The organism is Roseateles sp. P5_E8 (genome assembly GCF_054177665.1).
Map to the genome: position 1 here is coordinate 16,340 of NZ_JBGCUM010000048.1, position 24,103 is coordinate 40,442.

At 68.1% G+C, this 24,103-nt stretch carries 16 protein-coding genes and 1 pseudogene; 6 read left to right on the forward strand and 11 right to left on the reverse strand.

Features of this window, described 5'->3' with window-relative positions:
- Positions 1–16 precede the first annotated feature (16 nt).
- The 4 genes from gudD to ACXRVZ_RS21745 all read right to left on the reverse strand — a co-directional run bounded on the left by gudD (position 17) and on the right by ACXRVZ_RS21745 (position 4,269).
- Positions 17–1,345, reverse strand: a complete 1,329-nt coding sequence (gene gudD / locus ACXRVZ_RS21730; RefSeq protein WP_458232812.1) for a glucarate dehydratase — start codon at positions 1,343–1,345, stop codon at positions 17–19.
- A gap of 174 nt (positions 1,346–1,519) precedes the next feature.
- Positions 1,520–2,491 (reverse strand): Bug family tripartite tricarboxylate transporter substrate binding protein, encoded by a 972-nt coding sequence (locus ACXRVZ_RS21735; protein ID WP_457425742.1) that lies wholly within the window; start codon positions 2,489–2,491, stop codon positions 1,520–1,522.
- A gap of 32 nt (positions 2,492–2,523) precedes the next feature.
- A complete protein-coding gene (gene kdgD, locus ACXRVZ_RS21740; protein WP_458232813.1) occupies positions 2,524–3,435 on the reverse strand; it encodes a 5-dehydro-4-deoxyglucarate dehydratase in 912 nt (303 codons plus the stop codon).
- 108 nt (positions 3,436–3,543) lie between these two features.
- Entirely contained in the window at positions 3,544–4,269 is a 726-nt protein-coding gene (locus ACXRVZ_RS21745) for a FadR/GntR family transcriptional regulator (RefSeq protein ID WP_457425746.1), read from the reverse strand.
- A 108-nt stretch (positions 4,270–4,377) separates the two neighbouring features.
- Between ACXRVZ_RS21745 and garD the strand changes: the two genes are divergently transcribed.
- Complete coding sequence (gene garD / locus ACXRVZ_RS21750; protein WP_457425748.1) at positions 4,378–5,967, forward strand: galactarate dehydratase; 1,590 nt, start codon at positions 4,378–4,380, stop codon at positions 5,965–5,967.
- Between the two features lie 181 nt (positions 5,968–6,148).
- On the opposite strand, the gene ACXRVZ_RS21755 is transcribed toward garD, so the two are convergent.
- The gene (locus tag ACXRVZ_RS21755; RefSeq protein ID WP_458232814.1) at positions 6,149–7,534 is read right to left on the reverse strand and encodes an AAA family ATPase; all 1,386 of its coding nucleotides are present in this window, start codon (positions 7,532–7,534) and stop codon (positions 6,149–6,151) included.
- Between the two features lie 6 nt (positions 7,535–7,540).
- Positions 7,541–8,506: a reverse transcriptase family protein gene (locus ACXRVZ_RS21760; RefSeq protein ID WP_457425752.1), complete on the reverse strand. Its 966-nt coding sequence runs from the start codon at positions 8,504–8,506 to the stop codon at positions 7,541–7,543.
- Between the two features lie 338 nt (positions 8,507–8,844).
- Here ACXRVZ_RS21760 and ACXRVZ_RS21765 point away from each other — a divergent pair, with 338 nt between their 5' ends.
- Positions 8,845–10,008, forward strand: a complete 1,164-nt coding sequence (locus ACXRVZ_RS21765; protein WP_457425754.1) for a hypothetical protein — start codon at positions 8,845–8,847, stop codon at positions 10,006–10,008.
- Between the two features lie 145 nt (positions 10,009–10,153).
- Positions 10,154–10,936 (forward strand): PEP-CTERM sorting domain-containing protein, encoded by a 783-nt coding sequence (locus ACXRVZ_RS21770; RefSeq protein WP_458232815.1) that lies wholly within the window; start codon positions 10,154–10,156, stop codon positions 10,934–10,936.
- Here ACXRVZ_RS21770 and ACXRVZ_RS21775 read toward each other — a convergent pair.
- Genes ACXRVZ_RS21775 through ACXRVZ_RS21795 form a run of 5 tightly spaced genes read right to left on the reverse strand, consistent with a single transcriptional unit; the run spans position 10,918 to position 17,095 of the window.
- Positions 10,918–12,054: an ROK family protein gene (locus tag ACXRVZ_RS21775; protein ID WP_457425758.1), complete on the reverse strand. Its 1,137-nt coding sequence runs from the start codon at positions 12,052–12,054 to the stop codon at positions 10,918–10,920. The genes ACXRVZ_RS21770 and ACXRVZ_RS21775 overlap by 19 nt on opposite strands.
- A 15-nt stretch (positions 12,055–12,069) precedes the next feature.
- Positions 12,070–12,780, reverse strand: a complete 711-nt coding sequence (locus ACXRVZ_RS21780; protein WP_457425760.1) for a ribonuclease activity regulator RraA — start codon at positions 12,778–12,780, stop codon at positions 12,070–12,072.
- 10 nt (positions 12,781–12,790) lie between these two features.
- Positions 12,791–14,515, reverse strand: a complete 1,725-nt coding sequence (araD, locus tag ACXRVZ_RS21785) for an L-arabinonate dehydratase (RefSeq protein ID WP_457425762.1) — start codon at positions 14,513–14,515, stop codon at positions 12,791–12,793.
- A complete protein-coding gene (locus ACXRVZ_RS21790; protein ID WP_458232816.1) occupies positions 14,512–15,939 on the reverse strand; it encodes an aldehyde dehydrogenase (NADP(+)) in 1,428 nt (475 codons plus the stop codon). The genes araD and ACXRVZ_RS21790 overlap by 4 nt, the downstream gene beginning before the upstream one ends.
- A gap of 4 nt (positions 15,940–15,943) precedes the next feature.
- Positions 15,944–17,095, reverse strand: a complete 1,152-nt coding sequence (locus ACXRVZ_RS21795) for an endo-1,4-beta-xylanase (RefSeq protein WP_457425765.1) — start codon at positions 17,093–17,095, stop codon at positions 15,944–15,946.
- Positions 17,096–17,233: 138 nt separating this feature from the next.
- Here ACXRVZ_RS21795 and ACXRVZ_RS21800 point away from each other — a divergent pair, with 138 nt between their 5' ends.
- The 3 genes and pseudogenes from ACXRVZ_RS21800 to ACXRVZ_RS21810 form a co-directional block, all read left to right on the forward strand.
- Complete coding sequence (locus tag ACXRVZ_RS21800; protein WP_457425767.1) at positions 17,234–21,007, forward strand: glycosyl hydrolase family 8; 3,774 nt, start codon at positions 17,234–17,236, stop codon at positions 21,005–21,007.
- Positions 21,008–21,112: 105 nt separating this feature from the next.
- A complete protein-coding gene (locus tag ACXRVZ_RS21805) occupies positions 21,113–23,698 on the forward strand; it encodes a zinc-dependent metalloprotease (protein ID WP_457425769.1) in 2,586 nt (861 codons plus the stop codon).
- Positions 23,699–23,811: 113 nt separating this feature from the next.
- A pseudogene (locus tag ACXRVZ_RS21810) lies at positions 23,812–24,103 on the forward strand (hypothetical protein); the annotation flags it as partial.

Consider the following 24,103-nt stretch of genomic DNA (forward strand, 5'->3'; position numbering starts at 1 on the left):
CGGTACTGCTTTCAGTTCAACGGTCCAGTGCGGGCCGCTTGGGGTTGAAGGTCCAGTTCGGGATCAGGTATTGCATCGCGATCGCATCGTCGCGGGCGCCAAGACCATGTTGCTTGTAGAGCGCATTCGCCTTCTCGACCTCGACCATGTCGAGCTCGACGCCCAGGCCCGGCTTGGCCGGCACCTTGACGTGGCCGCCGACGATCTGCAGCGGCTCCTTGGTCAGGCGCTGGCCGTCCTGCCAGATCCAGTGAGTGTCTATGGCCGTGACCTTGCCGGGCGCGGCGGCGCCGACGTGGGTGAACATGGCCAGCGAGATGTCGAAATGGTTGTTGGAGTGCGAGCCCCAGGTCAGGCCCCAGTCGCGGCAGGTCTGGGCCACGCGAACGGAGCCGGCCATGGTCCAGAAGTGCGGGTCGGCCAGCGGGATGTCCACGCTCTGCAGTGACAGCGCGTGGCTCAACTGGCGCCAGTCGGTGGCGACCATATTGGTGGCCGTGAGCAGGCCGGTGGCGCGGCGGAACTCGGCCATGACCTCGCGGCCCGAGAAACCGTCCTCGGCACCGCAGGGGTCCTCGGCGTAGGCGAGCACGTCCTTCATGTCGCGCATCAGGCGGATCGCGTCCTTCAGCAGCCAGCCACCGTTGGGGTCCAGCGTCACACGCGCGTCGGGGAAGCGCTCGTGCAGCGCGCGGATGGCCTCGACCTCCTCGTCGCCGCGCAGCACGCCGCCCTTGAGCTTGAAGTCGTTGAAGCCGTAGCGCTCGCGCGCCGCTTCGGCGAGCTTGACGACGGCCTCGGGCGTCAGCGCCGTCTCGTGGCGCAGGCGGCTCCAGGCGTTGTCGGCGTCGGGCTCCGAGTGGTAGGGCAGGTCGGTTTTCTTGCGGTCGCCGACATAGAACAGGTAGCCCAGCATCTCGACCGCGTCGCGCTGCTGGCCTTCGCCGAGCAGCGCCGCGACCGGCACGCCGAGGTGCTGGCCCAGCAGGTCCAGGAAGGCCGATTCGATGGCCGTGGCGGCGTGGATGGTGGTGCGCAGGTCGAAGGTCTGCAGACCGCGGCCACCGGCGTCGCGGTCGGCGAAGCTTTGGCTGACCTGTTGCAGCACCTTCTGGTGGCCACCGATGGGCTGGCCGACGACCAGCTGGCGCGCGTCTTCCAGCGTCTGGCGGATCTTCTCGCCACCGGGCACTTCGCCCACTCCGGTGTGGCCGGCGCTGTCGGTCAGGATCAGGATGTTGCGGGTGAAGAAGGGCGCATGTGCGCCGCTGAGGTTGAGCAGCATGCTGTCGCGCCCGGCGACGGGGATGACACGCAGCTCTGTGATGACGGGGGTCGAGGTCATGTCAGTACTTCAAAGATGTAGTGCCCCACCAAGTGGCACCCATGGAACTGGCTTTGGCTCCGGCATCACATCGCTGCGCGATATGAGCCTTCACCGAAGCGCGAGCGCTTTGCCAGGCCATCGGGTGCGCCCCCTTGAGGGGGAGGCGCGTGAGCGCCTCGGGGGTGGGCTCAATCAATCTGCGGTGATCTTGCGGTCCGTAATCACCTTCTTCCAGCGCTCGAACTCGGCGGCCTGGAAGGCGGTGAACTGCTCGGGCGTGTTGGCGACGATTTCGAAGCCCTGCTCCAGCAGCTTCGGCTTCACGTCCGGCGCATTCAGCGCGGCGACGATGGCGCCTTGCAGCTTGGCCTTGATGTCCGCCGGCACGCCCTTGGGGGCCGCCACGGCCTGCCACGAATAGACCTGCACGCCCTTGATGCCCAGTTCGTCCAGCGTCGGCACATCGGGCTGCACCGGCGAGCGCTTGGCGCTCGTGATGCCTAAAGCGCGCAGCTTGCCAGCCTTGATCTGCGGCAGCGCGGTGTTGATGTTCATGAAGCTGGAGTCCACCTGGTTGCCCAGCAGGTCGGTCATGACCGGGCCACCGCCCTTGTAGGGAATGTGCAGGCCGCTCGTGCCCGTCTGCTGCCAGAACAGCTCGGCCGTGATGTGGTCGCTGCTGCCGTTGCCCGAGGTGCCGAAGCTCATCTTGTCGGGGTTGGCCTTCATGAAGGCCAGCACGTCGGCCATGGTCTTGTGCGGCGACGCAGCCGGCACGACCAGCACGTTGGGCGCCTGCACGGCGACGCTGATGAAGTCCAGGTCCTTGGTCGGGTCGTAGCCGATGTTCTTCATCAGGTGCGGGCCGATGACCAGCGGGCCCAGGGACGTGACGAGGACGGTGTAGCCATCCGGCGCCGCGCGCTTGACAGCCACGGTGCCGATGGTGCCGCCCGCACCACCGCGGTTGTCGACGACGAAGCTGCCGCCCAGGCTCTGCTGCAGCTTGACGCTCAGCATGCGCGCGATGGCGTCGGTGGAGCCGCCCGGCGGGAAGGGCACGAGCAGCGTGACGGGCTTGGCGGGCCAGGCCTGGGCCAGCGCGGAGCCGGCCAGGGTGAGGGCGCCGAGGCTCAGCAGCACGGAGTTCAGCAGTCGCTTCATGTCTTTTCTCCTGGAGATGTTCTGGGGGCGGTTTATTGCGGGCCGAGCTTGGAGATCAGCGCGCTGAGCTGGTCGACCTCTGCCGGCAGCATGTCCGACAGCGGCGGGCGCACCGGGCCGGCCGTGTGGCCGATGAGCGTGGCGCCGGCCTTCACGATGGACACGGCATAGCCCTCGCCCTTGTTGCGCAGGGCCACGTAGGGGATGAAGAAGTCGCGGATCAGGCGGTCGCAGGTGGCGGTGTCATTGGCCGCGTGGGCGTTGTAGAACTCCATCGCCGTCTTGGGGATGAAGTTGAAGACGGCCGACGAGTAGACCGGGCAGCCCATGGCCTTGTAGGCACCGGCGAACAGCTCGGCCGTGGGCAGGCCGCCCAGGTAGGCGAAGCGGTCGCCCAGGGTCTGGCGGATGGAGACGAACTTCTCGATGTCGCCCAGGCCGTCCTTGAAGCCGATCAGGTTGGGGCAGCGGTCGGCCAGCACCAGCAGCGAGGCGGGCGTCAGCTTGCAGGCGCCGCGGTTGTAGACGACGACGCCGAACTTGACGCTCTTGCAGACGGCCTCGACGTGGGCGATCAGGCCTTCCTGGCTGGCTTCGGTCAGGTAGTGCGGCAGCAGCAGCACGCCCTGTGCGCCCAGGCGCTCGGCCTCCTGCGCGTACTGGATGGCGACGCGGGTGCCACCACCGGCGCCGGCCAGGATGGGCGTGCGGCCGCGGCAGGTGTCGAGAGCCACCTTGATGATGTCGCTGTACTCGCCCGGCTCCAGCGAGAAGAACTCACCCGTGCCGCCCGCCGCGAACAGCGCCGAGGCGCCGTAGGGTTGCAGCCACTCCAGCCGGTCGGCATAGGGCTTGGGCGCGAAATTGAGCTGCGCGTCGAAGTCGGTCAGCGGGAAGGACAGCAGGCCGGCTTCGAGGACGGCTTTGAGTTCTTGGGGCGACATGGGCGGGTCTCCGTCGGTGTGGGAATGAACAAGTTGTAGGTCATCGTACAACTACATTCAAATCCATAAATCCTAGGGATAACCCGCAATCGGCCTGCTTTGCCGATCTCAGGTGGATTCGGCCTGGGCTCTGCGGCGGCGTTCGCGGCTGTTCGACAGATGGGTGCGCATCGCCGCGCGGGCCGATTCTGCGTCCTGGCTGGAGATCGCGTCCAGGATGCTCTCGTGCTCGGCGTTCACGCGGCGCATATAGGCCTGGCGCTCGGCGCTCATGTCCACCGCCGGCTCCAGCCGGGCGCGCGGGATGATCTGGCTGCCCAGTGTGGCCATCAGCTCGGCGAAGTGGCCGTTCTGCGTCGCGCGGGCAATCTCGAGGTGGAACTGGAAGTCGGCGGCGACCGAATCCTGGCCTGACTCGACGGCGGCGATGACGGCGTCCAGCGCCTTGCGCAACGCAACGAGGTTGTCCGGCGTGCGCCGCTGGGCGGCCAGGCCGGCGGCCTCGGTCTCCAGGCCGATGCGCAACTCCAGCACGGCGATGACGTCCTGCAGCGTGCTGAACTGCTCCGGCGTGATCTTGAAGGAGGGCGCGTCGCCGGCACCCAGCACGAAGGTGCCGATGCCGTGCCGCGTCTCGACCAGGCCGGCCGCCTGCAGCTTGGAGATGGCCTCGCGAACGACGGTGCGGCTGACCTCGAACTCACCCATGATGGCCGCCTCGGTCGGCAGCTTGTCGCCCGTCTGCAACTGGCCGGCGCGGATGCGGTCGCCTAGCGAATCGACCAGTTCAAGGGCCAGCGTGCGCGGCCGGCGGCGGGTGATGGGGGCGTGCATTCGCGGGTTTTCCCGGAGTTTTGAAACGGTCGCGGCGTCTAAAGTGACGTAAGTTGTACGACAACTAGACGACGTACGACATCAACTGTAGCTCCGCCTCAGCCCGCCATGACTGCTGTTTCCCCCCGTCCGCCGCTGACCCTCCGCATGAGCGAGGCCGACAACGTCGCCATCGTCGCCAACGACGGCGGCCTGGCCGAAGGCACCGTGCTGCCGGACGGCATCCCCGGCGCGGGCCTGGCGTTGCGGGACAAGGTGCCGCAAGGCCATAAGGTTGCTCTGCGCGACATCGCCCAGGGCGAGGTGGTGCTGCGCTACGCGGTGCCCATCGGCTACGCGCTCAAGCCCATCCCGGCCGGCAGTTGGGTGCATGAGCGCCTGTTGCAGATGCCTGCCGCCCGTGCGCTGGAGGGCCTGCCCATCGCCACCGTCAAGCCGCCGGTGGCCGAGCCGCTGGCGGGCTACACCTTCGAGGGTTACCGCAACAAGGACGGCTCGGTCGGCACGCGCAACATCCTCGCCATCACGACCACCGTGCAGTGCGTGGCCGGCGTCGTCGCCCAAGCCGTGGCGCGCATCAAGGCCGAGCTGCTGCCGCGCTACCCCAACGTCGACGACGTCATCGGCCTGGAGCACAGCTATGGCTGTGGCGTGGCCATCGACGCGCCGGACGCCATCATTCCCATCCGCACGCTGAAGAACATCTCGCTGAACCCCAACTTCGGCGGCGAGGTGATGGTGGTGAGCCTGGGCTGCGAGAAGCTGCAGCCGGCGCGCCTGCTGCCGCCAGGTTCGTTCCCCATCACCGATGAACGCGACCCGGCCAGCGGCCCCGAGACCATCTGCCTGCAGGACGACGCGCACGTGGGCTTCATGTCCATGCTGGACGACATCCTCAACAGCGCCAGGCCGCACCTCGAGCGCCTGAACGCCCGCAAGCGCGAGACCGTGCCGGCCAGTGAGCTGGTCGTCGGCGTGCAGTGCGGCGGCAGCGACGCCTTCTCCGGCGTAACGGCCAACCCGGCCGTGGGCTACTGCGCCGACCTGCTGGTGCGCGCCGGCGCCACCATCATGTTCAGCGAGAACACCGAGGTGCGGGACGCCGTCGAGCAGCTCACCAGCCGCGCGGCCACGCCCGAGGTCGCCGACGCCATCATTCGCGAACTCGGCTGGTACGACCGCTACCTGGACCGTGGCCGCGTCGACCGCTCGGCCAACACCACGCCCGGCAACAAGGCCGGTGGCCTGAGCAACATCGCCGAAAAGGCCATGGGCTCCATCATCAAGAGCGGCAGCTCGGCCATCTCGCATGTGCTGTCGCCGGGCGAGAAGCTGCGGCAAGACCAGCGCGGCCTCGTCTACGCCGCCACGCCGGCCAGCGACTTCATCTGCGGCACGCTGCAGCTGGCCGCCGGCATGAACCTGCACATCTTCACCACCGGCCGCGGCACCCCCTACGGCCTGGCCGAATGCCCGGTCGTCAAGGTCGCCACGCGCACGGACCTGGCCCGCCGCTGGCACGACCTGATGGACATCAACGCCGGCCGCATCGCCGACGGCGAGGCGACGATTGAAGAGACCGGCTGGGAGATGTTCCGCCTGCTGCTCGACGTCGCCAGCGGACGGAAGAAGACCTGGGCCGAGCATTGGAAGCTGCATAACAGCCTGGTGCTGTTCAATCCGGCGCCGGTGACTTGACGCGTTGGCTGCTGGCGACGGCGCTTGGACGCCGCGCCGGACCGCCCCGAGCAAGCTCGCTCCTGCTCGGTGAGGCAGGCCGCAAGCCGAAGGGTGCAACGGTGAGCGCGGCCTACGCCTACCCGTGCCGATGACCAGGCGAGCGCTATGGCCCCTGACCAGCTCGGGTGACTATCTAGGTTCACTCGGCGGCCGCTTGGGCCGGTTGCCCCCTGCCAGGCTGGAAAGTCAGAAAAGGGACGAGAACCTGTTCTGAGAAGGCTTGGATGTCTGCAGCCTGGGACTCGCAGGCCAGTTCGACGATGCGTCTGTCTGATTGAATCGCATAGCGCCGATATTTGCTGTAGAGGGCTTTGTGACGCCCCTCCTGCGGAAGGTTTGCTTCAACGTTCGGCGGCAGCCTCTGCGTGAATGTGGGTTGGTTGTATGCGGCCTCAAAGGCACGCTCAAGCGACGACACCGGCATGCAATGGGTGTCGGGCTCGTTGGCGTGACCGGTTCCGGCCTGATCTCCGTCCAAGATTGCAATGACAGCGTCCGCCGGCCCGAGAAAACCTTGCGCTCGGTTGCGCCGCAGGAGGCTAATGACTTGGCCAGCTCMACCCACTTCGATGATGAGATGTCGATAGAAGGCATGCGTGCAGTGCGTTTCGATAAAGTGCTCGACGACTTGCTTGGCAGCATCGTCCTCAACCAGGATGTAGCGGTCATATCCTTGGAAGCCGAACATGACGCTCTTGACGAACGAGAACGACCGTTCTTCTAGCAGTGACCGATCACCGATGGGTTCCAGATATCGCAGCTCACCGGCCCGCAGGGTTTGCATCAGTGCGAGCGAGTGGCTGGTGAACACCACGTTGACCGAGAACCTAGTGCACAGCGTGCGCAGTTCCTGAACTAGGCGAGCCTGCGCCGCCGCGTCCAACGATATGTCGATCTCGTCGATGAAGATGAGCTTGGTGCCGGACTGCAGGCGCCGGTACAGGTTCACGAGGAAGAACTCGCCCGAGCTGAAGTAGTCCTCGCGAACATATCGGCCAGCATCAGTGCGATAGAAGCTGCAGACGCCCCGGGAGAAGCTCACCTCTCGCAAGTCTTCGAAACGCGAGTGACTGTAGATTCGCGTGAGGAAATCGATCAGATCCTGTGGTCGGCTCTCCTGTTCGAGGGTGATCTTGGTACGGATGTCACCATCCGCCTCGGCGAGCGTACGGAAGTAGCTGAATCGCTGCCCATGGGGAATCGGCAGCTCGACGGAGATCAACTGCCGCAGCGACTCCGGCACAGGCTGCCGCGTGCTCAACGTGCCTACGGCCGGGTCGAACGTGAATGCGAAAGAGCTGTTGCCGATGGTGTAGTGGACGACGCTGTTGTCGCGCAGTGCACCTTCGGACGTCGTCCGACTGAATGTGTCAGCCAAGGCGAAGTTCATGATGGCCTTCGCCAGCGTCGTTTTGCCGGCGCCGTTCCGTCCGACGATGCACAGTGGCGCATTGCGGGCGAGGTCCACGCTGAATGTCAACGCGTGGATCGGCCGGACATTCTCGAGCTGGACCTGGAACAACATGAGTGCTTAACCGAAGGACCTGTGCAAGAACAGGTCGACCACGGCAGTGCCGTACTTGCGACGTAGCTTGTCCAGATAAGCCTTATCCACCGTGTTGACGTAATTCAACATGCCCGCGAGCCGAGCCTCGGCCTTGGCCGGGCCGATCTCCTGGCGCACGTTGAACTCCTGTCTGTCCTTCAGATAGAGGTGCAGCATGGTCTCGATCTCATGCCTGACCGTTGCGTCTACGGAAATGACACCGTTGGGCAGCAGCACCATGCCGAGCAGCTTGATCTTGTTGCCCACCTGCAGGTACTTCGACTTGCCGGGGTGCAAGCGCAACGTCGCGCCGAACATCTCGTCAAGCAACTGCTGCAATGCCAACTCGCCGGACTCCACGGTCGCGCGCTCGCCTGCCGACAGCACGATGTCATCGGCATAGCGCGTGTAGGTGATGCCGAGTTGCTGACAGCGTGCCTGGAAGTCGACGTCGAACGGGTACAGCGCTGCGTTGCTGATACCTGGCGAGGTCGAGAAGCCCATGGGCAACGCGCCGTCGACGCATAGCAGGTCGAGCACATGCTCCAGATAGTCAGCCAAGTCGGAGATTGGGATCTCCGTCATCGCGTTGATGATGGTCCGGCGGACGAGGTCACGCGTGAGGCTGGAGAAGAACGCCTTAATGTCGGTGACGAAGAAATGGCGGCCTTGCGCATGCTGAGCCACCGCATCGCGCGCGCTGACGCCCTTTCGGTACGAGAACACCGCTTGGTGGACCGGAAGAAAGTCCACCAAGAACAGCCTCAGAAAGCGGTGGTAGTGACGCAGACGCTGGCTCGCGCTCACAAGTTCACGCTGCCTGTCGCCCTGCTGTATGTGCGAGCGGGTTACGTCGCTCGGAGTTACGGGTTGAAGAAAGTCCGCAAAGTCACGCTTGCCATGAAACGTGGCATCGAACAGCGTCCTCAAAGGCTTCTGCGCAATAGGCATGTCGGGGGGATCGATTGGACGTCATCTAGCTTTGCGCTAGAGTAGGCTCCATGCTGACTGACTAGGAGTATCTCCGGTCGCTATAGGTCAGCCTCTAGGCCGTCTGATCTACTTGTGTGACGCATCCGCTGATGGGTTTCCGCAGCGGATGCTCACACAAGACGTAGAGATGCTGGCATGGCGCTTAAGGTTCTTGCTGATCAGGCTTCTAGCCGACCGTAGCAGGTTCTCAATGGCCAGTTGTACCTTGATCGCTGCGTAGCAGTTCAGGGTGGCGATATGGGCTTCGTCTTTCGGGATGTCGAGCCCTACCGCCCCTGGCTCTATGCTCGGGCGCCATGGACACCCAGCAGCCGCCGACAGTAGACCCAACCCAACCCGGAACAGCGCTCGACGGCGTCACGCAAGTCGTCGCCGAACCCCTGCGCTTCAAGGCCAGGCTGGCCATCGGCGAGAACGCCTATGCCTCCCTGCGCATGATCAACCGCACGCGCGAGGTCTGGGACGTGCTGGGCTCCGCAGGCGCGGGCGCAGCCCTCGTGAAGTCGGGTGTGCTGGGCATCGGGGCCGCCACCACGCCCATTGGCTGGGTGGCGCTGGCCGCAGTCGCTTCGGGCGGCGCCTGCTATGGCCTGTACCGGTGGCTGGGCGACACCAAGGGCTCGCGCATCATCGAGATCCCCAGGTTCCTGAACACGCCGCTGGACACGCTGGGCCTGGCACTCTTCGACCTCATCGCGCCGCTGGCGCTGCGGCTGGCCGCCGTGGACGGCGCCATCGAGCCTGCCGAGCGGCAGGCGCTGGTGCAGCATCTGGTGGATGACTGGGGCCTGGACGCCGCCTTCGTCACGCAGGCCATCGTGCAGATCGAGCCGGGCGTCATGCAGGGCTCGGTCGAGGAGATGGCGGCCGAGCTGTCGGCCTTCCTGCATGCCAACCCCGACTGCAATCACAAGGCCATCGCCACGGATCTTGGCGAGTTCCTGCGCCGGCTGCTGGAGGCCGGCGGGCCGCTGTCCGAGGCCGAGGAGGCCGCGCTGGCGGCCAGCCTGACGCTGCTGATGCAAGAGCCGGACGGCCCGCTCGCCAAGGCGTGGGTCACTGCCCGGTCGGGGGCGGGCAAGGCGGCCGAGCAGGTGGGCGCCACGGCCAAGGAGGCGGCCGATTGGACGCGCGAGCGCCTGCCCTCGCCGGAGGAACTGCAGGCCGCAGCCGGCAGCGTGGCGAGCAAGGCATGGCAGGGCGCCAGGTCGGGCGCCGAGCAACTGGGCACGTCGGCCAAGGAGGCCGCCGACTGGACGCGCGAGCGCCTGCCGTCGCCCGAACAGCTGCAGGCGGCGACGAGCACGGCCGCGACCCAGGTTCAGCAGTCCGTGCAGAAGGCGGCCTCATGGGCTCAGGACAAGCTCCCCGCCGCCGAGCAGGTCGAGGACGCCGCGAAGCGCACGCTGGGCCTGGCCAAGGCCGGCATCGAGCGCATCAGGAAGCGGTCGGGCCGCTGACAGGAGCGCGTGGCCGCCGTTGGTGGCGACGCTGGCTGATCCTCTGCCGGTAGGACGTGCCAGGTCTCGCTCCCTAGACCGCAGGCTGACCGAGGGGCGGCACCCGGGGATAAGGTCGCTGCCTTCAACCACTGCAGGAGGCGCCATGCCTGCCTCGCGAATCGCATCCTTGTGCTTCGGCACGCTGCTGCTGGCGGGCCTGTCCACCGCCCAGGCGGCGCTGGCGCCGACCGCCGTGACGGGCCAGGTGTCCTTCAACCACATCCCGCCGACGCCGGTGCCCGTGACCGGTTTCGGCCAGTTCGGGCTCGTCGTTTCACCGTTGGGGTCCGTGCAGTTCACCGTGGCCGGCACGCCGCGCCCATCGCTGCTGGGCGAGGTCTTCGTCTTCAGCGGCGTCACTGGGCGGTCGGTCGGCCAGCTGGCCTACCAGGTCCAGATCGTCGGCCCCGACGGCCTCGTGCCGGTGTTCGTCGACGTGGCCGGGCATGTCGGCGGCTCCTCGACCTTGGGCGACCCCTTCGCCGGCTTTGCGATGAAGGCGCGGTGGGACCTGGAGGACCAGACTCTGGGCCTGCAACCCGTCTTCGGCGAAGGCATAGAAACGGGCACGCTGGCGGGCAGCTTCAGCGACGGCTTCAACCACCGCGTGCCGCTGACCTTGACGGCCAACCACATCTACCGCGTCACGCTGACGGCCGATGCCTTCGCCGCCGCAAGCTCCGGCCACGATGCCGGCGCCAGCGCCTTCATCGACCCGGTGTTCTCTTTCGCGGCCGGCGCGGGGACGGCGTATTCGTTTGCCTTCAGCGAGGGCATCGGCAATGCGCCGGTGCCGGAGCCGCAGGCGTGGCTGCTGCTGTGCGTGGGCCTGGCCGGCCTCGCGCTCCGCCGTGGCCTTTCACCCTTTCAGGCGAGCGTCGGCTGAGTGAGGCGGTAGCCCGCCAGCGCCGCAGCGCCCACGGCGATGGCATCGGCGCCGAAGCGGGCCACGCGCAGCGTGGGCTCGGGAAGGCGCGCCGCCTGGGCGTACTGCCGCAACGTCGCGCGCACCTGCGCCAGCAGCTCGTCGCTCAGTGCGGCTGAGCCGCCCAGCACGATGCAGGCCGGGTCGTAGGCGACGGCCAGGTTCTGCAGCAGCACACCCAGGTACTGCCCGGCCTTGGCCACATCAGCCGGGGGCGGCGCGTCCCCATCCTGCGGCATGAGTGCGCGGTTGCCGATCAGCGCTTCCGCGCAGCCGCGGCGGCCACAGGAGCAAAGCGGGCCGTCGATCTGCAGCACCATGTGGCCGACCTCGCCGGCAAGGCCGCGCGCGCCGGTCAGCAGCCGGCCGCCCACGACCAGGCCTGCGCCGACGCCTTCGCCGACGAGGACCAGCAGCAGCGGGTCGGCCATGGGCCCAGGGTTGAACTCGGTCTCGCCCAAAGCGGCGACATCGGCGTCGTTCTGCATGAAGACGGGCACGCCCGACAGCGGCGTGCCGTGCAGCGCCTCGCGCAGCAGGGCACCAAAAGGCGCCTGGTGCCAGTGCACATGAGGTGCGAAGACGAGCTGGTCGCGGGCCTGGTCCACGCCACCGGGCAGGCCCACGCCGATACCGATGATGCGTTGCGCCTCGCCGCACTGGGCCGCCACATCCAGCATCGAGTGGGTCAGCTCCTGGATGCAGGCCTCGACGTCCAGGCTGGTGTCGTAGCTGGCGCTCTGGGCCGACAGGACCTCGCCCGTCAGCGAGGTCAGCACCACGCGCACGTGGCCGATGCCGACCTGGGTGCCCAGCAGCAGCAGCCGCGATGGGTCGACAAACAGCGGCGTCGGGCGGCGGCCGATGTCGCCGGTGACGAGCACCTCGCGCTCCACCAGCCAGCCCTCGTCGATCAACTCACGCGCCAGCGCGCTGACGGTGGACTTGGTGAGGCCCAGCGCGTTGGCGAGGTCGACGCGCGACTGGCCTGGCTGCACGCGCAGCTGGCGGATGAGCGCCATGCGGTTGCCGCGCTTGAGCTGGGCCTGCCCGCTGCTGCTTTCGGCTTTCATCGGCATGGCTTTCATCAACATTTAGCGCCCCTTGCTGGCGCGCCAGGCGGCGTAGAGGCCGGCGACGTCCGGGTCGGTGGGTGGGTAAAGGCCCAGCACGCTGCGGCCGGCCATGACCTGCTCCTGCACGAAGTCCTCGAAGACGGTCATCTCGACCGCTTCGTTAGCGATATCGTCGGCCAAGTGAGCCGGGATGACGATGACGCCTTCGGCATCGCCGACGATGACATCGCCCGGGAACACCGGCGCGTCGCCGCAGCCTATGGGCTCGTTGATGGCGATGGCCTGGTGCAGCGTCAGGTTGGTCGGCGCGCTGGGGCGCGAGTGGTAGGCCGGCATCGTGTACTTGGCGATGTCGGGGCTGTCGCGGAAGCCGCCGTCGGTGACAACGCCGGCCGCGCCGCGCACCATCAGCCTCGCGACGAGGATGCCGCCGGCCGAGGCCGCGCGGGCGTCCTTGCGGCTGTCGATGACGAGCACGGCGCCTTCAGGGATCTCCTCGACGGCCTTGCGTTGCGGGTGGGCGCGGTCCTTGAAGACCTCGATGCCGTTCAGGTCCTCGCGCGCCGGCATGTAGCGCAGCGTGTAGGCGGGGCCCACCATGTTGGGCAGGCCGGCGTTCAGCGGCAGCACGCCCTGGATGAACTGGTTCTTCAGGCCGCGCTTGAACAGCGCAGTGCAGAGCGTGGCGGTGCTGACGCCCATCAGCTTCTTGCGGGTGTCTGGATTCATGTCGTGATGCTCAATAGATGACCGGCTCGGGCACGGGGGCGCCGAACTGGGTTTCAAGGAAGTCGAAGTCGCAGCCCTCGTGGGCTTGCAGGATGTGGCGGCCGAACATCCAGCCATAGCCGCGTTCGTAGCGGGCGGGCGGCGGCGTCCAGGCGGCGCGGCGCGCGGCCAGCTCCTTGTCGCTGACTTCGAGGTGGATGGTCCGGCCCGGCACGTCGACGGTGATGCGGTCGCCCGTCTTCACCAGCGCCAGCGGCCCGCCGACGAAGGCCTCGGGGCTGCAGTGCAGCAGGCAGCCGCCGTAGCTGGTGCCGCTCATGCGCGCGTCGGACAGGCGCAGCATGTCGGTCACGCCGGCTTTCAGCAGCTTGGTCGGGATGGGCAGCATGCCCCACTCGGGCATGCCGGCGCCCTTGGGGCCGGCGTTGCGCAGCACGAGGATGTCATCGCCGGTGACGTCCAGATCGGGGTCGTCGACAGCCGTCTTGAGGCTGGGGTAGTCGTCGAACACCAGCGCGCGGCCGGTGTGCTGCAGCAGGTGGGGCGCGACGGCGCTGGGCTTGATGACGACGCCGTCCGGCGCGAGGTTGCCGCGCAGCACGGCCAGCGCGCCCTCGGCGTAGATGGGGTTGTCCAGCGGGCGGATGACGTCGCTGTTGAAGACCTCGGCGCCTTCGATGTTCTCGGCCACGGAGCGGCCGTTGACGGTCATCGCCGACAAGTCCAGCTTGTCGCGCATCACGTTCATCATGGCCGGCAGGCCGCCGGCGTAGAAGAAGTCTTCCATCAGGTAGTGGTCGCCACTGGGCCGGATGTTGGCGATGACGCCGACATGGCGGCTGGCCGCGTCGAAGTCGTCTAGCGTGACGGACAGCCCCGCGCGGCGGCTGATGGCGACCAAATGAATGATGGCGTTGGTGCTGCAGCCCATGGCCATGGCCACGGCGATGCCGTTGGCGAAGCTGCCCTGGCTGAGCATCTTGGCGGGCGTCAGGTCGTCCCACACCATCTGCACGATGCGGCGGCCGCATTCGGCCGACATGCGCGTGTGGTTGGCGTCCGGCGCGGGGATGCTGCTCGCTCCGGGCAGCGTGAAGCCCAGCGCTTCGGCAATGCCCATCATGGTCGCCGCCGTGCCCATGGTCATGCAGGTGCCGTGGCTGCGGGCGATGCCGGCTTCCATCTCGGCCCAGGCCTGGTCACTGAGCCGCCCGGCGCGGCGCTCGTCCCAGTACTTGAAGGCGTCCGACCCCGAGCCCAGCACCTGGCCGCGCCAGTTGCCGCGCAGCATGGGGCCGGCGGGCAGGTAGATGCAGGGCAAGCCCATGCTGAGCGCACCCATCAGCAAGCCCGGCGTGGTCTTGTCGCAGCCGCCCATCAGCACGGCGCCGTCGACCGGGTGGCTGCGCAGCAGCTCCTCGGTTTCCATCGCCAGGAAGTTGCGGTAGAGCATGGAGGTCGGCTTGACCATGCTCTCGCTCAGGGAGATGGCCGGCAGCTCCAGCGGCCAGCCGCCCGCCTGCAGGATGCCGCGCTTGACGTCCTCCACTCGCTGCTTGAAGTGGGTGTGGCACTGGTTGGCATCGCTCCAGGTGTTGACGATGGCGATGACCGGCTTGTTGATGAAGTCCTCGGCCGCGTAGCCCATCTGCAGCACACGGCTGCGGTGGCCAAAGCTGCGGAAGTCGTCCTTGGCGAACCAGCGCGCGCTGCGCAGGTCTTCAACCTTCTTCATGCCTGACCCCGCGCATCAATCAGCCAGGCCGGTGCGTCCTGCAAAGCGACGGGGCGCAGGAAGCGCTCCATCGAGGCATAGCCGACGCTGGTGCTGAGGGCGTTCGTCGTCGACGGCCACGGGCCGCCGTGCTGCTGGGCGGCGGTGACGGCTACGCCGGTGGGCACGCCGGCAAACAGCACGCGGCCGGCGATGGCCTGGGCCGCGCGAACCAGTTCGCGGTTGTCGGCCGTGTCTTCGTCGGCACCCCACAGCGTGACGGTCAGCGTGCCCTCGACGGCTTGCAGCACGCGCAGCGTCTCCGCCGCGTCGCGCACGGTGATGACGACGCAGCTCGGGCCGAAGACTTCTTCATGCAGCACCTCGTCGGCCAGGAAGCTGGCGGCATCGGTGGCGAAGAGATGGGCGCCTGGCGCCGCCTCGCGTGCGGGCAAGGCCACCAGCGACTTCACGCCGTTACGGCCGTGCAGGCGGGCCACGCCGGCGTTGAAGCCGGCGCGGATGCCGGCGTTCAGCATCGCGTGCGGCGTGGCGACGGCCAGCGCCTCGGCCAATTGGCGCACGAAGGCCTGGCTGGCTTCGTCGTCGCGCACGAGGACGATGCCGGGGCTGGTGCAGAACTGGCCGCAGCCCTGCACGATGCTGCCGGCCAGTTGCGTGGCCAGCGCTGCGCCGTTCGTGGCCAGCACGCCGGGCAGGGCGACGACCGGGTTGATGGAGCCCAGCTCGCCGTAGAAGGGGATGGGGCGCGGGCGGGCATTGGCCTCGCGCCACAAGGCCACGCCGCCGCGCACGCTGCCGGTGAAGGCGGYGGCGGCAATCGCCGGGTCGCGCACCAGGGCCACGCCGACCGGGATGCCGGCGCCTTCCACCAGTTGCAGGATGCCGGCGGGCAGGCCTTGCGCGGCGATGGCGGCGGTGGCCAGCTCGAACACGGCGCGCGACAGCAGCGGATGGCCCGGGTGGGCCTTGACGACGACGGTGCAGCCGGCGGCCAGCGCCGAGGCCGTGTCGCCACCCAGCACGCTGAAGGCGAAGGGGAAGTTGCTGGCCGCGAACATGGCCACCGGGCCGATGGGCACGGCCACGCGCGTCAGGCGCGGCCGGCCGGCGGGCGGCGCGCCGGGCACGGCGGGGTCGTCCTGAACGGGCTGGGCGGCGCCGGCCTCCAGGCGGTCGGCAAAGCCGCGCAGCTGGAAGCAGGTGCGGTCCAGCTCGCCGTTCAGGCGTGCGGCGCCGAGGTGGGTTTCCTCGTCGGCCAGCGTGACCAGGGCCTCGCGGGCGGACAGCAGCAGGCCGGCCAGCGAGTGCAGCAGCGCGGCGCGGCGGGCGATGGGGGCGGCAGCCCAAGTGGGCGCGGCAACGGCCGCGGCCGCGCAGGCGGCGCGGATCTGCTCGGGGGAGCTGTCAGTGAGAGTGGTCATGAAATCAGCGGGCAGGCATGGCGCGCAGCGCGTCGGCGATCGCGGTGCGCAGCGGCTTGGGGTTGAGTTGGTCGTCGTAGGGCAGGGCGCGTTTGGGTAGTTTGTCCTCGCGCGGGTCGAAGCCCTGCAGCCAGCTGTGCTTGTCCACCAGGCCCCAGCACAGGAAGCGGCGCAGCCGAGGGCAGGCCAGTGTCACATCCAACCAGTCGCGCGCGTAGGCAGCGACGGCCGCGTCGCGCTGGGCGATGTCGGCCGGCATGCCGCGGTCGTTGACGTCGAACTCGGTGATGAGGAGGTCCAGGTCGAGCGCCTGCACATCGTCCAGGAAGCGGCGCCATTCGGCAGAGCGCTGCGCGGGCACGTCCACCGGGTCGCCCGGCTTGACCCAGTTGCTGATGTGGGCCTGCAGGCCCAGCGCCTGCACCGGCGTGCCGCGGCGCTTCAGCTCGGCCAGCAGCTTGAGCACGCCGGCGCGGTGCTTCGCACTGCCGTGGCCCCAGCTCATGTAGTCGTTGTAGACGAGCTGGGCCTTCGGCGCGTGCTCGCGGGCGAGGCGGAAGGCGAGGTCGATCTGCTCGACGCCGCCCAGTGGTGTGCTGAAGACGTTGCGGTGCATCTCGCCGGTCTCGGGCGAAATGGCTTCGTTGACGACGTCCCAGCTCTCGATGCTGTCGCCGAAGTGGCCACAGGTGGTGCGGATGTGCTCGGCCAGCACGCGGCGGGCGGCTTCACCGTCGCTGGCACCGTAGTTCAGCGCATTGACCCAGGCTGGCAGCCACTTGGGCTCCAGCCAGAGCAGCGTGTGGCCGCGCAGTGCCATGCCGCGGCCTTTGGCCCAGGCGAACATCTCGTCGGCCGGGGCGAAGTTATAGGGCTTTGACGGGTCCGGGCGCAGCGCCTGCCACTTGGTCTCGTTCTCGGCGACGAGGACGCTGCACTCGCGGCCGGTGAGCTCGCGGTAGGCGACGTCGTGGAAGCGCGAGGTGCGGCCGATGCTGCCCAGCGTGCTGCCGAAGCGCATGCCTTTGCTACGGGCCAGCTGGTCCAGCGTGGGTTCACTCGCCGGCATCGTGGCGCAACCGCCCAGGCCGAGGCTGGCGACACCGCCCGCACCCAGGGCCAGTGCTTGCGTGACGGAACGGCGGGACAGCGACATCTTGTTTTGAGGATGAATCTTCAAATTGGTATCGCTATCATATGGATTGGTTCGGCCACTGAACTTAGTGGTTTCCCTGGGGAAGTCGTCTGACTATATCTCTGTAGACTGCAAATGATCGCGCAACCATTTGATTCCATGACTCACATTTTAGAAGCCGGGGCCCGGCCGCTGCTGTCCCGGCTCAAGCGGCTCGCCCTGGGGTTGGGGCTGGCTGCGGCCGGCGCAGGCGCCGTGGCCTGCGACACCCCGGCGTCGGTTTGCGCGCGCGATGTGGGCCAGAGTTTCGGCCTGGTGCGAACTGGCCAGCCGGCGGCCGTCATCGTCGAGCCTGGCGCTGACCCGGCGCTGAAGCATGTCGGCCGCAGCTTTGCCGCCGACTTGGGGGCCGTGTCCGGCCGGTCGGCCGTGCAGCTGAACAGCGTGGCCGGCGCGCCGCACGAGGTCGTGCTCGTGGGCGAACTGGGCCGCAGCCCGCTGGTCGACGGCCTCGTGGCTGCTGGCAAGCTCAAGGTGTCGGATTTGAAGGGGCAGTGGGAGGCCTACCGCCAGGTCGTCGTCGACAAGCCCTTCAAGGGCGTGGACCGGGCGCTGGTCATCGTCGGCTCGGACCGGCGCGGCGCGGTGTTCGGCGCCTACGACTTGTCGGCCCGCATCGGCGTCAGCCCCTGGCACTGGTGGGCGGACGTGCCGGTTGCGAAGCAAGCCAATGTCTTCGTGACGGCCGGCGCGCGCGGCGACCAGCCGGGTGTGAAGTACCGCGGCATCTTCATCAATGACGAGGCACCGGCGCTCAGCAGCTGGGCCGAGAAGAAGTTCGGCGGCGCCAATTCGAAGATGTATGAACACGTTTTCGAGCTGCTGCTGCGCCTCAAGGGCAACTATCTGTGGCCGGCCATGTGGCCACCGCGCGCCTTCAACGCCGACGACCCGAAGAACATGGTGCTGGCCGACGAGATGGGCATCGTCATGGGCACCTCCCACCACGAGCCGCTGACCCGTGCCCACGACGAATGGGCGCGCTTCAAGGGCGGCGCCTGGGACTACGCCAAGAACGCGCCGCAGCTGCGCGAGTTCTGGCGCGGCGGCGTCCAACGCATGATGGGTCGGCCCGACGGCAAGGCCTTCGACACGCTGGTGACCGTGGGCATGCGCGGCGACGGCGATGAGCCCATGAGCGAGGGCACGGCGACGGCACTGCTGGAAGGCATCGTCAAGGATCAGCGCCAGATCATTGCCGACGTGACCAAACAGCCGGCCGAGAAAACACCGCAGATGTGGGCGCTCTACAAGGAAGTGCAGGACTACTACGACAAGGGCATGAAGGTGCCCGACGACGTACTGCTGCTGTTCGCCGACGACAACTGGGGCCAGATCCGCCGCCTGCCGGACGCGGACAAAAAGCGCGCCGGCGGCTACGGCGTTTACTACCACTTCGACTACGTCGGCGGACCGCGCAACTACAAGTGGCTCAACACCAACCAGATCGAGAAGACCTGGCAGCAGATGGACCTGGCGCGCGAGCACGGCGCCGACGCGCTGTGGATCGTCAACGTCGGCGACATCAAGCCGATGGAGTTTCCCATCAGCTTCTTCCTGGACATGGCCTGGGCGCCCAAGGGCATGACGCCGGCGGCGCTGGCGGCCTACCCGAAGGACTGGGCGGCGGCGACCTTCGGTGCGAGCCAGGCGGCCGAGATCGGCGAGCTGGTCACGCGCTACAGCCAGTACGCGGCGCGGCGCAAGCCCGAGCTGGTGGACGCGAACAGCTTCCGGCTGGGCCTGGCCACGGCCGACGGCCTGGATGGCGGCGACTTCGCCCAGCGCGTCGCCGAATGGGAGGCGCTGGAGGCGCGCGTCGCCAAGGTCAAGGCCGCGCTGCGGCCCGACCAGCTCGATGCCTACTTCCAGCTCGTGGAGCACCCGGTCGTGGCGCTGGCCAACCTCTACCGCCTCTACTACGCGGTGGCCTGGAACCGCCGGCTGGCCGAAAAGGGCGATGTGCGGGCCAACGTGTTCGCCGACCGTGCCGAGGCCGCGTTCGCACGCGACCAGGCCATCAGCGACCAGTACCACGCCCTCGCCAACGGCAAGTGGGCCGGCATGATGCTGCAGACCCACATCGGCTACACCATCTGGCAGCAGCCCGAGAAGAACATCATGCCGGCCGTGAAGCGCGTGGCCGGCATGGCCGATGCGGCCCTGGTGGAGCGGCAGCTGACCGCCGCCACGCGCGCCGGCGCCTTCGATTCGCGTGTCATCGAGGCGACGCAGTTCGCCCGCGCCACCAGCGCCAAGGGCCTGACCTGGACGGCCATCCCCAACCTCGGCCAGGGCCGAGGCGCCGTCGTGGCGCTGCCGCAGGGCCGCGCGCCCACCACAGTGGCCGACGACGTGCGGCTGGAGTACGAGGTGGACATGGCTCACCCCGGCACCTGGTCGCTGCTGCTGCACATGGCACCCACCATCGACGTGCGCAAGGCCGGCGGCATCCGCGTGGCCGTGGCCATTGGCGACCAGCCGGCGCAGACGCTGACGCTGAACATCATTCCCACCGCCACGTCGGCCGGTACGCGCGAGCAGAAGGACTGGTCCAAGGCCGTCATCGACAACGACTTCGTGCTGCGCGCCAACCCGGTAACTCTGCCGGCGGGCAAAAACGTCATCCGCGTCTGGCGGCTGGACGACAACGCCGTGTTGCAGAAGCTGGCGCTGGAGCCCGTCATCACCGCCGTGGCGCCTACCGTCGCAACCTCAGGCGCGGCCCAGAGCGGCAACTACCGCAACCTGTTGCGCGAGCTGCGCCCCGACATCAGCGAGGCCGACATCACCGCCAAGCTGGACGGTTATTGGAAATCGCTGTTCGAAGGCGGCAATGAGCAGCGCATCGTCTTCCCCGCCGCGGCCACGCCCGACGGCCCGGCGTCCTACGTGCTGGACGTGGGCAATGCCGACGTGCGCAGCGAAGGCATGTCCTACGGAATGATGGTGACCGTGCAGATGGGCCGCAAGGCCGAGTTCGACGCGCTGTGGAACTGGACCTGGACGCATATGCGCTACCGCTCCGGCCCGCGCCAGAGCTACTTCCGCTGGCAATGCCAGCCCAAGGGTTGCGACAAAGACGCCGTGCCCGCCTCCGACGGCGAGGAATATATGGCCACCGCGCTGCTGATGGCCGCCGCGCGGTGGGGCAATGGGCAGGGCATCTACGACTACAACGCCCAGGCGCAGGAGATCCTGTCGGCCATGCTGCACAAGGAGACGATGAACGGCGGCGTCAAGGAAGGCGCGCGGTCCATGTTTTCGCCCAAGCACGGCCAGGTCGTCTTCGTGCCGGTGGGCAATGCGGCCGACTTCAGCGACCCGTCCTATCACCTGCCGGCCTTCTACGAGATCTGGGCCCGGCGCGCCGCCAAGCCCGAGGACCGCCAGCGCTGGAGCGAGATCGCCGACATCAGCCGTGCCTATTTCAACAAGGCCGCCCACCCCAGGACCGGCCTGACGCCCGACTACGCCGAGTTCGACGGCCGTCCCAAGGTGCTGGAGGGCCACGAGGACTTCCGCTACGACGCCTTCCGCACGGCGGTGAACTGGAGCGTGGACCAGGCCTGGTGGGGCAAGAACCCGATGGTCGCCGGCCTCAGCACCAAGCTGCTGAGCTTCTTCGCGGCGCAGAAGCAGCCCTATACCCACCTCTACACGGTGGACGGCAAGCCGCTGAACGACGAGCCGTCCAAGGGCCTGATCGCCAGCAATGCCGTCGCCGCGTTGCTGGTGCCCAAGCCCATGGCGACGCGCTTCGTCAACGACTTGTGGGCGCTGGAGCCGCCCTCCGGCAAGTGGCGCTACTACGATGGCCTACTGCAGTTCATGAGCATGTTGCACATCACGGGGCGCTTCAAGGCCTGGTGAGGCGGTTGGCTCCGACGTAAAAAATCTCACGTCCGTGAGCTGTTGCGGGCAACAGGCATCCCTAACATCGCGGCCGCGCACTGCGGTGCTTTCAACAGGGATGCCATGAAGAACAACATTTGCAGCCGTGCCCAGCTCGCGCTGTTAACCCTCGCCCTGGCCACCGGCCAGGCATTCGCTCAGACGCCGCCTGCGCCACCGTCCCCGCCTGCGTCGTCGGCGTCCGCCGCCACGGGAGCAGCCCGGCCCGCCGTGGTCTTGCCGGACCCGGGCGAGCCCAAGCCCTTCGACAAGGTCATCACCGCCGAGGCCAAGACGCAGCAGGGCCTGTTCGCGGTCCACACCCTCAAGAACAAGCTCTACTTCGAGATCCCCAAGGCGCTGCTGGAGCAGCCGCTGCTGATGGTGGCCAACGCCACCGCCGTGCCGGCGGGCCAGGATCACGTGGGGCGCGCACTCAACCAGGACGTGCTGCGCTTCGTGCTGCATCAGAACCGCGTGTTGCTGCAGCTGGTATCCCACAGCGCCGTGACGGCGCCCGGCAACGTGCTGGCCGACGCCGTTCGCCAGTCCCAGCGCGATGCCATCCTGGCCGTGTTCCCCGTGGAGGCCTACGGCAAGGGCGGTGCGCCGGTCATCGAGGTCACGCGGCTGTTCGCTTCGGAGGTGGGCGACTTCAGTGCCCGCACCATGGTGCGCGGCAATGTGGACAGCAGCCGCAGCTACGTCGAGAAGACCAAGGCCTTCCCGGGCAGCGTTCGGGTGGATGCCGTGCAGACCTACAACATCGCGCCCACGCCAACACCCGCGGCCACCGTGCCGGGTGTGACGGTTGTGCCGCAGATGCAGGCCTCGCGCAGCGTGTCGCTCAACCTTGCCTACAACATCGTGCAGCTGCCCCAGCAGCCCATGGTGCCGCGCCTGTTTGACGACCGTGTCGGCTTCTTCAGCGTCAGCCGCATGGACTTCGGCGACGGCCTGCAGGAAGCCCGCCGCGAGCGCCTCATCACGCGCTGGCGGCTGGAGAAGAAAGACCCCGACGCGGCGATCAGCGAGCCGGTCAAACCCATCGTCTGGTACATCGACAAGGCCACGCCCACCGCGCTGGTGCCCTATGTGAAGAAGGCCGTCGAGGCATGGAACCCCGCCTTCGAGGCCGCCGGCTTCAAGAACGCCGTGCAGGCCCGGCCCTACCCGACGGCCGAGGAAGACCCCGAGTTCGACCCCGAGGACGTGCGCTACAGCGTCATCCGCTGGGTGCCGTCGCCCATCCCCAATGCCTATGGCCCCCACCTGGCCGACCCGCGCAGCGGCGAGATCTTGAACGCCAACATCGTGATGTTCCACAACATCATGCAGCTGCAGCAGGACTGGTACCTCACGCAGGTCGGGCCGCTGGACCCGCGCGCCCGCAAGCTGCCGCTGCCGGACGACCTGATGGGCGACCTGGTCGCCATGGTCGTCACGCACGAGGTGGGGCACTCGCTGGGCTTTCCGCACAACATGAAGGCCAGCTCCCTGTACCCCGTGGCGAAGCTGCGCGACCCGCAATGGCTCAAGACCATGGGACACACGCCGTCGCTGATGGACTACAGCCGCTTCAACTACGTCGTGCAGCCGCAGGACAAGGTCGACCCGGCGCTGCTCATCCCCAAGATCGGGCCGTACGACGTCTTCACCGCCCGCTGGGGCTATATGCCCATCCCGAGCGCCAAGACGCCCGAGGAAGAGCGCCAGCAGCTCAACCTGTGGGCACGCGAGCAGGAGGCCACGCCCTGGTTGCGCTTCAGTGCGCCCAAGGCCGAGGGCGGCGACGTTGGCGAGAACGCCGAGGCCGTGGGCGACGCCGACGCGGTGACGGCCACCGGCCTGGGGCTGCTCAACCTTCAGCGTGTCATGAAGATGCTGCCCGGCGTCGTGCCGCAGGACGGCAAGGACGACCAGCTGCTGGAGCGGCTGTACCGCGGGGCCTGGCAGCAGTGGGCCCGCGAGATGGCGCATGTCGTGGCCGTCGTGGGTGGTTACGACGTGCAGAACAAGCACAACGACCAGCCGGGTGCCATCGCTGAGCCGGTGTCGCGCGACCGCCAGGTGCGGGCGATGAAGTTCCTGGCCGAACAGGGGCTGGCCACGCCGCAGTGGATGCTGGACGAGGCCATCGTCCAGCGCCTGAGTGCCTCGGAGGCGCCGCTGTCGCTGAGCATGAACCAACGCACCCTGCTGCGCCAACTGCTGGCGCCGTCGCGCACCCAGCGCCTGATGGCCCAGGAGGCCGAACTCGGCGCCCGGGCCTACCGGCTGGAGGACCTGCTGGCGGACCTGCGCCGCGCTGTGTTCACCGAGCTGGCCAGCGGTGCAGCCATCACGTCGGCGCGCCGCAGCCTGCAGCGCCACCATGTCGACACGCTGACTGCCCGCCTCAGCCTCGGCAACCCGCTGGGCCAGGACGACGGCCAGGCCGGCGTGAGGGCGGAACTGGTCGAGCTCAAGGGCCTGATCAATGCCGCCGCCGCCCGTGGCGACCGCACGCGACGGGTCCATCTGCAGGGTCTGGCCGACACCATCGCCAAGGCCCTGGACCCGCGCTCCGCGCCGTCGGCCAGCCCGGCGGCGGCGCTGCTGCGCCTCATGGGCTACCAGGCCGATGACGCTGCGGCTGCCCCGGCCTGCTGGCCCGGGGACGACCACTGAGACCTCGGCTTGAGGGGGCAGGCGCACGCTGCCCGCCTGGGCCAGGCACTGACAATCGCCCCGATGACACACAGGGGCATTGACGCAGGACAGAGGAGGGCGGCGGGGTGCGCATGACCGGCGCCGCCGCGCCGCGTCTGAGTCACCGCTGGCGAATGCCGCCGGCGTTGGCGGTGTCGCTGCTGGTTCATGCGCTGCTGCTGAGCCTGACCTTTGGTGGCGGGGGCGGCGGCCTGCGGGCGTTGGAACTGCCCGATCTGCGTGTCGTGCTTGCGCCTGACGCGCCCGTGGCAAGCGAACGCCCGGCACCCGAAGCCGCACCGGCGCCGCCCGAGGCGCAGGCCGTTGCCGCGGCCCAGCTGAGCAAGCCGGCCGAGCTGCCACCGCCCGAGAGCGGCCCGGCGC